Below are 14,373 nucleotides of genomic sequence, written 5' to 3'. Positions count from 1 at the left end.
GACAGTATCTTACTTCCTATGGAAATTTGAATTTGTGGAATATTTTTGCTACTTATTTACCAGCTTGCATCCTTTATATCTATTTAAATTGTAAAAATGCCTATGATATTATATAAAATATTTCTTAGATTATTGAATATTATGACCACATGGACCATCTGTTTTCTATTACTAACTGTCTATAATGAAGATCAGAATATTAATATTGTTCAATTAGTGGAAAATCAATTACTAGATCCTTTTCCTTTACTTGCTGGCCAAAGAATAAATTATATAAGAATCATCATGTTGCTAGGCTTAAATTATATTTGTTTTTGGAGTAGCTATCGATTGATGGCTGAAATACCTTGCACAATTAAAGAAATCATAAGAAGTCACTGTAAGACTCTGTTTCATTACCAATTGTCTATCACTAAACTTATTTTAGATGCTTATTACAGAGAGTTCCTATATCTGGCAACTTGTGTATGTAGTGTCTTACTAGTGATTAATCCTCCAACATCGGCTTTGTTTGACATAATCTATCTACTAAGTATATGGTTTTTAGTGGATTGTATCAGTTATTTTTGGATAAGCTATTTTGCTACCGATAGCCTAGCTACAATTGTTCTAATTAGTATGGAAATTATTTTTAGGTACATACTTATTAAAATGATTGTTATCCTTTTTTTAGGAATATTATTCTATTGTTTTCTCATGTACTTATTGGAGGTGAAAGATGTTAGAAATTAAGAATGGAACAATTTTAAAAGATAAACGCATATTAATTGATCAGATAACACAAAAATTTGAAAATCATCGCATTTATGGATTAGTAGGTATAAATGGATCTGGAAAAACAATGATTCTTAAGGCATTATCAGGTTTTCACAAGTTAACACAAGGAGATGTATATCAAAATGATAGACTTATTGGTTGTGGGAAAAGAATGATTGCAAATGCTGGCTTAGTATTAGGTCAACAAGAATTTATTTGCCATTTCACCTTAGAAGAAAATTTAAGATTAATAAAGAAAATCTGTTCTAACAAAAAAATGATTGATTTGCATTATTGGATTAACCTTTACCATATTGAAAAGTATCGAAAAACTCTTTATAAGGACTTATCTTTAGGAACAAAGAAAAAAATGAGATACTGTCAATAATTTTGTGTAAACACAAGAGTAGAGTTTTTGAATATTAGTCAAATAAGCTATCAAGTGTGTCAAAACATACTCCGAATCCTTTATGAATACGAGCTCCGAACTTAATGTTATAGTCTTCGAAAATACTTACAAGGCATCGTTCTAAGGCTTCTTCATTTGGAAAAACCACCCTCTTCTTGCTTTGTCGCTTGATTTCTTTATTGAGTGATTCAATCAAGTTTGTAGAGTAAATACTAGACCAAATGTGATGTGGAAATTGATAGAAAGTTAGGAGATTTTCAGTTGTTTCAAGTGATGTCATAACCTTTTTGTAACGAGGTTTCCACTCAGAAACAAATTGTTCCAATAATTTAATAGCCTCCTGTAAATTTGTGGCACGATAAATCTGCTTGAACTGATTTAGAATAGGTGCCCTATCTACTCGTTTGACCTTACTGGAGATATTGCGACCAATGTGAACCAGACACCGTTGCTGTTTAGCCATTGGATAGGCTTGTTGGATGATTTGATCCACACCGTTAAGCCCGTCTGTAACAACTAGAGAAACTTGCTTAAGTCCTTGATTTTGTAGCCTCTTAAGAAGATCTGACCAAGAGACATTATTTTCATTAGGGGCAATCTCATAGCCAAGAACTGATTTATACCCTTCAGGCGTGATACCAAGTGCAATGTGAATACATTCTTTACTGACCGTACCTCGTCGCAAGGGTAAGTAAGTTCCGTCTAGATACAAGACTGAGTAGTTAGTTTGAAAGGAACGCTCATGAAAGGCAGTGACACTTTCTTGAGTCACTTTTGTGATATTTGACACCGTTGCTGGACTGTAGTGGTGACCATACATGCGCTCAATAATGTCACTGATTTCGCGTGTCGTAACGCCAGTTTGATAGAGTTTAATCACCATCTCTTCCAAGTGGTCATCTCGTCTAGCATAAGATGGTAATAAAACTGGTGAAAACTCGCCGTTTCGATCTCTTGGAATGATTAAATTGACTAAGCCATACTTCGTTTCAAACTGTCGAGAGTAGGTCCCATTACGGCTATTACCTGTATTGTAACCTTCTTTTTTATATGGCTCATATCCAAGGAAAGCTGATAGTTCAACCTGCAAGAGATCATTCATAGCTATTTCTAAAGAGGATCGAAAGAATTCATCAATATCTTGTTTTTGCGCTAGGAAGTTAAGTAATTCTGTGGTAAACTGAGTCATGGGAATAAATCTCTTTCTAGTGAAGTGTCGTAACTCTACTATACAGGATTTATTCCTTTTTTGTGTTTACACAAGATATTTTACACTACCAAAAATGATTTTAATTCAAGCTTTTATGGATAATCCAGAAATATTAATTCTTGATGAACCAATGAATGCCTTAGATGAAATAAGTGTCAAAGTAACAAAAGAACTCATTAATAAACAAAGGGAAAAAGGAATGGTTATTATGACCTCTCACTATAAAAGTGATATCGAAGATTTATGTGATACTATTTTTCATGTACAAGATGGGAAAATCATTTCAGAAATTAATAGATAAAAGCGAAATGAACCTATATGTTCGGAAACCTTTAATTCTGTAAGTTTATATTTCAGATGAAAATAGTCACTTTTAATCTTAGTTAGAAACCATATTTTAGCAGATATTAATAAAAATAATTGGGACTAACAAGAGATTAAATGTTTTGACCAGGTAATAAAATGAGGAGGCCTTCTAAATCAATACAATTCAACAATTTGAAACAATAAGCAAAGCTATACTTTCCCTCCTTAAATATGGAAAAGCTACCTAATATTTTAAATATTAGATTTGACTGTTGTAGGGCTTACATTTATAGTAATGAGAGTAGATAGAGTGAAAGGGGTACAAGTTGGTTACCTGTTTAGCTTCCTCATCAGTGATAATTTTCCGAAAATAATAAAAGGGGCTGGGCAAAAAGTCGAAATCTCATTGATTTTTTCAAATTTCCGAAATAAGAAACCGCATGAAATCAACGTTTGTAAACGGAAGATTTCATGCGGTTTTGTTTATATTAGGCTTTTTGCCCAGCCCCTTTATCATAATTAATGATTAGTTTTCATCTAAGGAGATGATGATTGTTTCACTTTGCATCTTGATTTTGGGTTTGATGACGGTATTACCATGTGGTTTGTCTTTGGAAGAAAAATGAGGAACAGTGGTATTTGGGCTAGTTTCTTTTGAGGTTTCACCTTTATTCATCATTGATGTCCTTTCTTTTTCGGTTTTATTAATGTAATATCCGATAAAGTAGCAAGTCCAACAAATGATGAGTAATTTTAAAAAGACTAATTTTGGATACATCACTCCCTCTATTGCTACTAAGGGGAGTGTTTGATCATCAACTATAATTGTCATTTGGAATGGAAGCAGCAATGGCACTATATGCTGTATCTAGAACGTGTTCCTTGTTCATAACGGTTTTTCCTGCCAAGAAGTAGTCTCTAGTATTTGCAGTATCATCCCATGTTGCATCCACGTAATAGTTTGTCCCATCAATCTTTACAATGTTCCAAGCGTGATTCCCACTTACGGGATCACCAATAATGTTGGATTTTCCTGTTACATACCAAGCATCTAAACCAGCAGCAGTAGCCATATCTCTAAACATTACAGCGTATGCTTGACAAACTCCGCGTTTGTCTTTATAAAGTGCTTCAGGTGCGTGCACACTGATTTTACTTGCAGTCTCATGATTACTTGCTAATTCTTCAGTAGCATAGGCATAGGAATTAACAATGTAATCATGGATAACTTTTGCTTTTTCATAATCACTTGTGATGTTTTTGTCAGTGATATTTTCTTTGACAAAGTGAGAGACAAAGTTTTTGTACTCTTTTGTTAAGGCGACTTGGTCTTTTTTGACAGTATACTCTACGGTGATATCACTGCTTACAAGAATTTGTTCTATTTGGCCACCTTTTTGATACATGGTAAAGTTACTTTTTGCAGAGAACATAGTAGCTGTACCAAATAAGTTAGCAAGGTCATTTAAGATTTTTTGAAGTTTTTCTTGATAGACGTTAACTTCTTGACGGTCTTTTAAAGACATTTTAACAGTGATATTTGGTGTGCGATTATCAACTTTCTCAGTTAGAAAACTTTTTAATGCTTCATAAGAAGCAACTGTGTTCTGATCATTTTTGGGGGTTTCTACAGCTTTACTTACAGCAGCAGAAGTATTTGTTTCAATATTTGCTTTATTATTTTCTGTTTCTGCAGGTTTTTCACTATCAGATGAGTCAATAAGTGTTGATTCTGCCTTAACAGGGCTGATATTAAAGTTGTCTGGACTTGTCAGTTTACGAATTTCAGCTTCTAATGCTGTTGCCGAATAGTTGTCTAATTCATATTGCAAGTTTAGAGCTTCGTTTTTGTAGCTGGTAATCTGTTCCACCAAGGGATTAATGCCATCAGCAACTTCTTGAAACATGATTTTTAGCTGATTCAGATTACCATTTTCATCAAAATGAATCCTTTCTAATAGAAGAGTAATCTGTCTAACAGCATTGTTTCTTTGATTGACAAGGGTATTGTAACGCATTTGCATGCTATTGACTTTAGCTGTTTCTTGATTTAGTAGCGTTTGAATATTTGCGTGAATTAATTCTCTACGTTTCAAAGCCTCATTGTGGGCTTTTACAGTTAACTGTTGACTTTGTAATTGTGTCACAAGTTGATTGTCTGCTTGTTTTGCCAAAGCTATTAAGCGATTAAGTTCCTTATTAGCATTTTGTGATGAAAAACTAACAAATTGGTCTATATTGTCATGGATAAATTGGTGTAACGATTGATTTTGTTGGTTATAATAGTTAACAGCTTGATTACGGTTCGCAGTTTCTGTGCGGTAATAAACCTCAGCATTACTAAATGCATCGGCGTGAACCTGATTGCCTGCAACTGTTAAAGATGTTGCGAGTAAAGTGGCTAAAAGACCACTTATTATTTTCTTCTTCTTTTTCATTTGCCCTCCTAAAGCTTCATCAAAATAGCTTGTTTCTTAGCCTAGAAACATTTTCTATAGTCTGGTTATCATCTCAGATTTATTGTTCAAGAATAAGCTTGACTGCTAAAAATCAATCTTAGCCACCGACAATAATAAGGATGTCCATAATTAGAGTAAAAACAAGAAACATACTTATTTTTTTCATGGGATTTCCCCTTTCTGATTTAATAGTTTACTATGGTATTATATAATAGTCCTAATCATTTTAATATTTTGTTGTGAAAGTGGGAAAAAATGGAAACAAGACTTGGAAAAACATTACGGTCTTTACGAAAAGGCAAGCAGGTAACCATCAGTGCTTTAGCAGATGAGCATTTATCAAAGTCTCAAATTTCGAGATTTGAACGTGGAGAATCCGAAATTTCATGCAATCGCCTCTTGAATTTATTGGATAAGCTGAATATTAGCATCGATGAATTTTTATCAATTCACTCAAGGGAACATACTCACTTTTTTACACTTCTAACACAACTTAGAAAATATTCTGCTGAGCAAAATAGAGAAGGCTTAGTTGGATTATTAGAAGCTTACCAGGAAAAACCCTATGAGACTACAATGATCAAAGCAGTTACTTTTTCAATTGATCAAACAATTAAGCCAGATGAATCCGAAATCAATCAATTAACGGATTATTTATTCAAAGTTGAACATTGGGGAAATTATGAGATTATTTTGTTAGGGAATTGCACACGGTTTATTAATTATAATACGCTTTTTCTATTGACAAAAGAAATGGTGACATCATTTGCTTATTCAGAACAAAACAAAAGCAATAAAGTTTTAGTGACTCAATTATCCATCAATTGCCTAATTATCAGTATTGACAATCATTATTTTGAAAACAGCTGTTACTTAATCTCTAAAATTCAAGAACTTTTGACTAATGAAATTCAATTTTATGAAAAGACCATTTTTTTATATGTTCACGGGTATTATAAACTGAAACAAGGTGACATAGAAGGAAAAAAAGAAATGGAAGATGCACTAACTATTTTTCAACTGCTTAACGAAAATGCCCTGTATGATGCCTATCAGGAACACTATTATAAACAAGTCTCAGCGAATGCTTTGTAAAAGGATTGTTGACATTATTAGTGATTGTTAAAATCATGTTATAATAGGACGTAAGAAAAGAAAGAATTCAATGGGACACTTATTTTGAGTTTTTCTTTTAAACTTAGTGAGAAAGGTAAGCATTTCTTTAGTTGGTGAGTCAAAATAGGTTCGTAGAGCCTCATTTTGATGGTGTGCTTTAGGTTATCATTTATGCCGGAATTACCAGAGGTTGAAACGGTCCGTCGTGGTTTATCAGATTTGGTTACAGGAAAAAAGATTGCATCACTTCAAGTGACAGTTCCTAAAATGGTTAAAACAGATTTTGACCTTTTTCAATTATTATTGCCGGGTCAAACCATCTACTCTGTAGATCGTCGTGGCAAATACCTACTGTTTTATTTTGAAAATGACGTGCTCATTTCACATTTACGAATGGAAGGAAAATATTTGCTTTTTGAGGGGGCAGTACCTGAAAATAAGCATTTTCATTTTTTCTTTACATTTACGGATGGGTCTACTTTGGTTTATCAGGATGTTCGTAAGTTTGGGACCTTTGATTTTCTGCCCCAAAATGCTTTAGAAAATTTCTTTTTATCTCGGAAAATCGGTCCAGAACCAACAGAAACAGACTTTAAATTGAAAGACTTTGAAGCAGCTCTGCTATTATCTCAAAAACCCATCAAGCCAAATTTGTTAGAGCAAAAACTTGTTGCCGGTCTGGGAAATATTTATGTGGATGAAGTTCTTTTTGCGGCCAAGGTTCATCCAGCACGTAAAAGTTGTCATTTGAAAAAAGCTGAAATGAAAAGAATTCATGATGAAACCATCAGGATTTTGAAGTTTGCGATTGAAAAAGGTGGATCGACCATTAGAACATACCAGAATACTCTGGGCATGGATGGCTCAATGCAGGACTATTTACAGGTTTACGGTCAGACAGATAAGCCTTGTCCACGGTGTGGCACTGCCATTGAAAAGATACAATTTGCTGGAAGGGGGACCCATTTTTGTCCAAAGTGTCAGAAAAAAGAAGTCGTGTCATTGGCTTAACTGGGGGGATTGCCTCTGGCAAATCAACAGTTGTTACAATGCTAAGACAAGCAGGTTATAAGGTTATTGATGCTGATCAAGTGGTTCATGACTTGCAGAAAAAAGGTGAAAAACTATATAATGCTTTAGTTGCTGCTTTTGGTGAAAAAATTCTCAATGAAGAAGCAGAACTTGATCGGCCAAAATTATCAGAGATGATTTTTTCAAGCCCTGAAAAGATGGAACTATCGTCAAGGATTCAAAATGACATCATTCAAAACCGTTTAAGGGCTTTGAAAGACCAAATGGCTAGCAAAGAAACAGTCTTTTTCATGGATATCCCTTTGCTAATTGAGCTAGGTTATCAGGGGTGGTTTGATGTTATTTGGTTGGTTTATCTTGATCAACAAACACAGCTTGATAGGCTAATGGCTAGAAATCATTATTCTCAGGAAGCTTCTGAAAAACGCTTAGCCTCACAAATGCCATTAACAGAAAAAAAAGCCTATGCAGATATCATTATTGATAATAATGGTAGTTTGGAGGCACTTAGAAAACAAGTTAAAGAGGCATTGAAAAGTTTAGAGTAGGGGAAAAATGTCACAAAAAATTATTCCAGAAACTCCTTGGACGGGTAAAAGCCGATGGTCTATGGAGCCCATTTCACTGCTTGTTTTAATGATTGGTTTGGTACTTTTTGGTATTGGAGAATCCTGTTTGGTATTAGCTGATTTGGGATCAGCCCCTTGGATGGTCCTTTCGCAAGGCTTATCTCGCTTAACAGGGATTAATATTGGTTGGATGACATTTAGCATCAGTGCTCTAATCCTTATTCTTTGGATACCATTACGCATAAAACCGGGAATTGGAACTATCCTTAATATGATTATTATTGCCTTTGTCGTTGGTCTGTTAGTGAGTCGTTTTAGGACTCCTGAGGGATTATTAACGCGTGTGTTATTAGCTGTATTTGGTGTTGTCATAATAGGTATAGCTTCAGCCCTCTATTTAACGTCACATAAGGGACCAGGCCCTCGCGATGGTTTACTGGTAGGTCTTTGTTATATAACTGGTTGGCGTGTTGCGATTGTCAGAACCTTACTCGAAGGAAGTGTTTGTGCCTTAGGATGGTTGAGTGGTGGAACCTTAGGTCTTGGAACCTTAGCCTTTGTTTTTGGGGTAGGATGGGCTATGCAATGTAGTTTAATCATCCTAGAGAAATATTTTCCAAAATAAATACAAGTATAGACTGATAAGGAAATCAGTCTTTTGTGTTATAATTGAGCTAATAATGAGGTTTCTCAGAGAAGTTGAGATAAGGAGAAAGAGGTTTTTATGGCAACAATAACGATAGCAAAAAGCAAGCAAGATGTTGCGTTACAATTAAACATGTTAAACCGTCATGGCTTGATTGCAGGGGCTACAGGTACCGGTAAAACAGTGACACTTAAAGTTTTGGCAGAGCAACTGAGTTTGGCAGGAGTCCCAGTCTTTTTAGCTGATATTAAGGGGGATCTTAATAATTTATCTAATGCTGGACAGGTCTCTGACAAACTCTCAGCACGTTTAGCTAAACTTGGGATTACAGACTATCAACCTCAGTCCTTTCCTGTCAGACTTTGGGATGTCTTTGGTCAAGATGGGCAACCGTTACGAACAACAATTTCTGAAATGGGTCCTTTGATGTTGGCTCGTCTCATGAATTTAAATGACACGCAAACAGGCGTATTAACAATTGTTTTTAAAATAGCAGATGAAAAAGGTTGGTTATTAATTGATTTGAAAGACTTACAAGCTGTTTTAAAGGAAGTCGCTGACCATGCATCTGATTATTCTAACCAATATGGGAATATTGCCAAACAGTCTGTAGGTGCTATTCAGCGCAGCTTGTTAACCTTGGAAGCAGAAGGGGCAGAACTCTTTTTTGGAGAACCAGCACTTGATATTGCGGATTTTATTCAGCTTGATGTGGCAACAGGTCAAGGGGCAATTAATATTTTAAATGCTACCAAACTCTTTAACTCACCAACACTTTATTCCACTTTTCTGTTATGGATGCTGTCTGAATTGTTTGAGTTGCTTCCTGAAGCAGGTGATCTTGAAAAGCCCAAAATGGTTTTCTTCTTTGACGAAGCACACTTGCTCTTTAAAGATGCTCCAAAAGTTTTCCTTGATAAGGTTGAACAAGTGGTCCGTCTCATTCGATCAAAAGGTGTTGGGATTTTCTTTATCACTCAAAATCCACTCGACCTTCCTGAAACAGTATTGGCTCAACTGGGGAATCGTATTCAACATGCTTTACGTGCCTATACCCCAAAAGAGCAAAAAGCTGTTCGTGTAGCAGCAGATACCTTTAGACAAAACCCTGAACTAGATGTGGCGACTGCTATTACAGAACTTGAAGTCGGAGAAGCTCTAATTTCGGTGCTCAATGAAAAAGGACAACCGTCCATTGTAGAACGCGCCTTTGTTATGCCACCTAAAAGCAGCTTCGATTTGTTGACTGCTTCGCAATGGCAGAGCTTAATGGCAAGTTCCCCTTTTGCAAGCAAATATGGTCAATCCATTGATCGTGATTCTGCCTATGAAAGACTGGCAGAAAAAGTTTTAAATGATCAAAAACAGGCTCAAGAACAAGCCCAAGCTAAGGAAAGAGAAAAACAAGCTAAACAAGAAGAAAAACAATCAAGTCGTCCAGTAGGACGGCCTCGTAAAACAGTCGTTGAAAAAGCAACCGATGCTTTCATTAGTACAGCCGTCCGTACCATTGGTCGTGAGTTGGTTAGAGGGCTTCTTGGTTCACTCAAGAAAAGATAGACAATAGCCATTTCCTTGTGCCCTGGAAATGTGCTATAATGATAGAAGTAATGTCAAGAATAAAGAAGATGATATGTAAGCATATATAGGGCTCATAGCGATAATTAGTCTTATTAAACTTGACTTTGGCTACACTGCCAAAGCAAGTTTTTTACGTATGGGCTTAGATTTAGTGTGTTCTTGCAAGGACAAAAAGAAGTGGCTTTTCCAAGTTGTTAAAAATATGGGTTAAGGGAATTGTGTGAGAGTAAAAATTAATTTAAAGTGTAGTGAATGTGGCAGTAAAAACTACTTAACAAGTAAAAACAAAACCAATCATCCTGAAAAAATTCAGGTGCCAAAGTATTGTCCTAAAGATAGAAAAGTAACCTTACATGTTGAATCTTAATAGGATTTATGTTAGAATAACTTAGACTATAGTGGAGGAATTAACATGTACAACTTACTACTGACAGTATTGCTTGTTTTATCTGTTTTTCTAATCATTGCAATTTTTATGCAACCTCAGAAAAACCCAAGCAGTAATGTTTTTGATAATAGTGGTTCAGAAGCATTGTTTGAACGTACAAAGGCACGTGGCTTTGAAGCTTTCATGCAACGTTTTACAGCAGTTCTAGTATTTTTCTGGCTGGTGATTGCACTTGTGCTTGCTGTTTTATCAAGTAAATAGGGAGTGAGCTTGACAGAGTTAGTCTAGCTCATTTTTTTATCACAAAAGATAGCTGCAAACACTAACAGAAATAGAAAAAAGGTTTTATGAAAGAAAATATTATTACTTATCTAAAAGAAAATGGCAAGTCCAATATCAATGATATTGCTACTTCTTTAGATATGGCAGGGGCAAAAAAATTCCCTAGTTTAATTAAAGAGATTTCCAAAATGGAAAGTAAGAGACTCTTGAGGTTTGCAAACGACGGGACGATTTCCCTTAGAAAACCCAAAGAGCCTAAAAAAGAAATTACAGTTCAAGGGCTATTTAGAGCTAATAAGGCAGGCTTTGGTTTCTTGTATGTCGATGACAACGAAGACGATATGTTTATTGGGCGTAATGATGTTGGTTATGCCATTGATGGCGACATGGTTGAAGTAACTATTAAAAAACCAGCAGACCGTCAAAAAGGGACTGCTGCAGAAGCAAAGGTTGTTGGCATTGTAGAGAGAGCCTTAAAAACAGTTGTTGGTAAATTCATTTTAGATGACGAAAAACCTAAATATGCAGGCTACATCACTTCTAAAAACCAAAAAATTCAGCAAAAAATTTACATCAAAAAAGAGCCTGTTGTTTTAGATGGAACTGAAATTATAAAAGTTGCTATTGAAAAATACCCAACGCGTGGGCATGATTTCTTTGTGGGAAATGTTTTAGATATTGTAGGTCACCAAGGTGATGTTGGCATTGATGTGCTGGAGGTCTTGGAATCTATGGATATTGTATCTACATTTCCAGATGATGTTATGGCTGAAGCTAATGCAGTAGCTGATGTACCAAGTGATAAGGATTTAATTGGTCGCGTAGATTTACGTCAAGAAATTACCTTTACCATTGATGGTGCAGACGCAAAGGATTTAGATGACGCTATTCATATTAAGCGATTAGATAATGGCAACTTTGAACTTGGGGTTCATATTGCTGACGTTTCTTATTACGTTACTGAAGGGTCAGCTCTTGACCGTGAGGCAGTTGCGCGTGGCACATCTGTTTATGTAACTGATAGAGTTGTTCCAATGTTGCCAGAACGTTTATCAAATGGCATTTGTTCCTTAAATCCAAATGTTGATCGTTTGACACAATCTGCCATTATGGAAATTGATCAAAACGGTCATGTGCTTAATCACCAAATTTGTCAATCCGTTATCAATACTACTTTTAGAATGACTTATAGTGCTGTTAATGAGATGATTGCTGGCGATGACGCTAGACTCCAAGAATTTGCAACAATTGTTGAGCCAGTTAATGATATGGTAGCCTTGCACAAGATTTTAGAAGCCATGCGTACCAAACGTGGTGCACTTAATTTTGACACATCTGAGGCTCGTATTATTGTTAATGAAAAGGGTCTGCCAGTAGATATTGTGGTTCGTGAGCGTGGAATTGCAGAACGTATGATTGAGTCCTTTATGTTAGCTGCTAATGAATGTGTAGCAGAGCACTTTTCAAAAGGCAAATTACCATTTATCTACCGTGTCCATGAAGAGCCAAAATCTGAGAAATTACAGAAATTTATTGATTATGCAAGTCTCTTTGGTGTTCAGATTAAAGGAACGGCTAGTAACATTTCACAAGAAGCTCTTCAAACCTTTATGGCTAAAATTGAAGGAAAACCTGGAGCAGAAGTGCTTAATATGATGCTTTTGAGATCCATGCAACAAGCAAGATACTCAGAAACCAATCATGGTCATTATGGCCTTGCCGCAAACTATTATACTCACTTTACAAGTCCAATCAGACGTTACCCAGATTTATTAGTTCATCGTATGATTCGTGAATACACACACGTCACTGATGATAAACGAAAGCACTTTGAGCAAGTTATTCCTGAATTAGCAAGTTCATCTTCGCGTTTGGAAAGACGAGCTATTGACGCGGAGCGTATTGTCGAAGCCATGAAAAAAGCTGAGTACATGGAGGAGCACGTTGGTGAAGAGTTTGATGGTATTGTAGCCAGTGTGGTTAAATTTGGAATGTTTGTGGAACTTCCAAATACAATTGAAGGCTTAATTCATGTGACTTCACTACCAGAATATGTTCATTACAATGAACGTACCATGGTACTGCAAGGTGAGAAATCTGGAAAGGTCTTTAAGGTTGGTCAACCGATTCGTGTCAAGCTTGTTAAGGCTGACAAAGAAACTGGAGATATTGATTTCGAGTACTTGCCAAGTGATTTTGATATTGTTGAAAAGATTGAAAAATCAGATAGGCGAAAAGGAAACGCAAGACGAGGAACACAATCATCAAAAGATAAGCAAGGTCGGAAGAAAAATGGAGCATCTAAAGATGTTAAACAAGGCTCGAAAAAACCATTTTACAAAGATGCTGCCAAAAAGAAACAAAGAAAAAGGAGTAAGTAATGGCAAAAGGCGAAGGTAATCTTCTTGCACAAAATAAAAAAGCTAGACATGACTATCACATCGTCGAAACCATTGAGGCTGGAATCGTCTTAACGGGAACTGAAATTAAAAGTGTCCGTGCTGCTCGAATTCAATTAAAAGATGGCTTTGCCCAAATAAAAAATGGGGAAGCTTGGTTGGTTAATGTTCATATCGCACCTTTTGAACAGGGAAATATTTGGAATCAAGACCCAGATAGAACCAGAAAATTATTGCTAAAAAAACGTGAAATTGAGCGTCTCAGCAATGAACTCAAAGGATCGGGTATGACATTAGTGCCTCTGAAGGTTTATTTAAAAGATGGTTTTGCAAAAATTCTGATTGGTCTAGCTAAAGGGAAACATGATTACGACAAGCGTGAAACGCTTAAACGTCGAGAGCAAGACCGAGAACTCAAAAAACAAATCAAACAATACAATGCGAGGTGAGTTTGTAGCATGATAAGTAAAGGACTGGTAAGCTTGGTGCGTACCTATTCTTATGATAGTGCCTTATACACTCAAGGATTAGAAGTGCTTGAGGAAAATCAGGTTTTAGTTAGTGCTGGCCGTTATGGTTTTTCTAAGGTTGGTCTCTTTCAATTAGATGCTCAAACCTTTTGCCCCAAATTGCAATTTCCAGATGAGGAATTTGCAGAAGGCTTGACAATTGTTGACGACTGTTTTTGGGTTTTAACTTATAAAGAGGGCAAGGCCTATAAATACAATTTGACCACATTTGCTTGTGAAGGCTGTTTTTCTTATGAAGGTGATGGCTGGGGCTTGGCTTATGATAAAAAAGAGGACTGTTTGTGGATGACAAATGGTAGCGCATTTTTACAGAAACGTCATCCAAGGGATTTTACACTTTTAGAAACGGTTCTTGTTGCTGTTGATGGCGTTCCAATTTCAATGCTTAATGAACTTGAATATGTTGATGGTTACTTGTATGCTAATATTTGGCAAACCAATACAATCATTAAATGTCATCCAAATAATGGGCAACTAGTTGCTACTTATGACTTTACTCCAATACTTGAACAACTACACTTAGATAAAGAGCACTACCCAGGAATCAATGTTCTAAATGGAATTGCTTATCTAGGGAATCATCATTTCTTGATATCTGGCAAACTCTATCCCAAGCTGTTAGAAGTTGTCTTATCAGATCACTAAAAGTTTAAAAAAATGGGGCTGGGCAAAAAGTCGAAATCTCATTGA

15 protein-coding genes and 1 pseudogene are annotated in these 14,373 nt (G+C 35.8%); 12 read left to right on the top strand and 4 right to left on the bottom strand.

Features of this window, described 5'->3' with window-relative positions; translation table 11 throughout:
- Window positions 1–718 precede the first annotated feature (718 nt).
- Window positions 719–1,144 carry an ATP-binding cassette domain-containing protein gene (locus Q9317_RS07280; protein WP_016356089.1) on the top strand — a complete coding sequence of 142 codons (426 nt, stop codon included), beginning with the start codon at window positions 719–721 and terminating at the stop codon, window positions 1,142–1,144.
- 34 nt (window positions 1,145–1,178) lie between these two features.
- On the opposite strand, the gene Q9317_RS07275 is transcribed toward Q9317_RS07280, so the two are convergent.
- Entirely contained in the window at window positions 1,179–2,354 is a 1,176-nt protein-coding gene (locus Q9317_RS07275) for an IS256 family transposase (protein ID WP_003099060.1), read from the bottom strand.
- A gap of 82 nt (window positions 2,355–2,436) precedes the next feature.
- On the opposite strand from Q9317_RS07275, the pseudogene Q9317_RS07270 reads away from it, so the two are divergent.
- Window positions 2,437–2,676: pseudogene (locus tag Q9317_RS07270) on the top strand (P-loop NTPase family protein); the annotation flags it as partial.
- Between the two features lie 531 nt (window positions 2,677–3,207).
- On the opposite strand, the gene Q9317_RS07265 reads toward Q9317_RS07270, so the two are convergent.
- The 3 genes from Q9317_RS07265 to Q9317_RS10575 form a co-directional block, all read right to left on the bottom strand.
- A complete protein-coding gene (locus tag Q9317_RS07265) occupies window positions 3,208–3,357 on the bottom strand; it encodes a hypothetical protein (RefSeq protein ID WP_016356087.1) in 150 nt (49 codons plus the stop codon).
- Window positions 3,358–3,496: 139 nt separating this feature from the next.
- The gene (locus tag Q9317_RS07260) at window positions 3,497–5,119 is read right to left on the bottom strand and encodes a transglutaminase domain-containing protein (protein WP_003101417.1); all 1,623 of its coding nucleotides are present in this window, start codon (window positions 5,117–5,119) and stop codon (window positions 3,497–3,499) included.
- 118 nt (window positions 5,120–5,237) lie between these two features.
- Window positions 5,238–5,306 carry an SHP2/SHP3 family peptide pheromone gene (locus Q9317_RS10575; protein WP_142924915.1) on the bottom strand — a complete coding sequence of 23 codons (69 nt, stop codon included), beginning with the start codon at window positions 5,304–5,306 and terminating at the stop codon, window positions 5,238–5,240.
- Window positions 5,307–5,395: 89 nt separating this feature from the next.
- On the opposite strand from Q9317_RS10575, the gene Q9317_RS07255 reads away from it, so the two are divergent.
- From Q9317_RS07255 to Q9317_RS07210, 10 genes are all read left to right on the top strand, one after another.
- Window positions 5,396–6,235, top strand: a complete 840-nt coding sequence (locus tag Q9317_RS07255; RefSeq protein ID WP_003101416.1) for a helix-turn-helix domain-containing protein — start codon at window positions 5,396–5,398, stop codon at window positions 6,233–6,235.
- Window positions 6,236–6,427: 192 nt separating this feature from the next.
- The gene (mutM, locus tag Q9317_RS07250) at window positions 6,428–7,267 is read left to right on the top strand and encodes a DNA-formamidopyrimidine glycosylase (RefSeq protein ID WP_003101415.1); all 840 of its coding nucleotides are present in this window, start codon (window positions 6,428–6,430) and stop codon (window positions 7,265–7,267) included.
- A complete protein-coding gene (gene coaE, locus Q9317_RS07245; protein WP_016356086.1) occupies window positions 7,234–7,836 on the top strand; it encodes a dephospho-CoA kinase in 603 nt (200 codons plus the stop codon). Before mutM ends, coaE begins: the two co-directional genes overlap by 34 nt.
- Before the next feature lie 7 nt (window positions 7,837–7,843).
- Window positions 7,844–8,482 (top strand): membrane protein YczE, encoded by a 639-nt coding sequence (gene yczE, locus Q9317_RS07240; RefSeq protein ID WP_003101409.1) that lies wholly within the window; start codon window positions 7,844–7,846, stop codon window positions 8,480–8,482.
- Between the two features lie 99 nt (window positions 8,483–8,581).
- Window positions 8,582–10,063 (top strand): helicase HerA-like domain-containing protein, encoded by a 1,482-nt coding sequence (locus Q9317_RS07235; RefSeq protein ID WP_003101401.1) that lies wholly within the window; start codon window positions 8,582–8,584, stop codon window positions 10,061–10,063.
- A 241-nt stretch (window positions 10,064–10,304) separates the two neighbouring features.
- Entirely contained in the window at window positions 10,305–10,451 is a 147-nt protein-coding gene (rpmG, locus tag Q9317_RS07230; protein ID WP_016356085.1) for a 50S ribosomal protein L33, read from the top strand.
- Between the two features lie 45 nt (window positions 10,452–10,496).
- Window positions 10,497–10,733 carry a preprotein translocase subunit SecG gene (secG, locus tag Q9317_RS07225; RefSeq protein WP_003101400.1) on the top strand — a complete coding sequence of 79 codons (237 nt, stop codon included), beginning with the start codon at window positions 10,497–10,499 and terminating at the stop codon, window positions 10,731–10,733.
- Between the two features lie 86 nt (window positions 10,734–10,819).
- On the top strand, window positions 10,820–13,135 hold the full coding sequence (rnr, locus tag Q9317_RS07220; RefSeq protein WP_003101399.1) for a ribonuclease R: 2,316 nt from the start codon (window positions 10,820–10,822) through the stop codon (window positions 13,133–13,135).
- Complete coding sequence (gene smpB / locus Q9317_RS07215) at window positions 13,135–13,602, top strand: SsrA-binding protein SmpB (RefSeq protein WP_003101398.1); 468 nt, start codon at window positions 13,135–13,137, stop codon at window positions 13,600–13,602. Before rnr ends, smpB begins: the two co-directional genes overlap by 1 nt.
- 9 nt (window positions 13,603–13,611) lie before the next feature.
- A complete protein-coding gene (locus Q9317_RS07210) occupies window positions 13,612–14,328 on the top strand; it encodes a glutaminyl-peptide cyclotransferase (RefSeq protein WP_003101397.1) in 717 nt (238 codons plus the stop codon).
- Window positions 14,329–14,373 lie beyond the last annotated feature (45 nt).

This window comes from Streptococcus iniae (genome assembly GCF_030732225.1).
GTDB classification, from domain to species: Bacteria; Bacillota; Bacilli; order Lactobacillales; family Streptococcaceae; genus Streptococcus; species Streptococcus iniae.
This window is presented reverse-complemented; position numbering and strand designations above follow the sequence as displayed.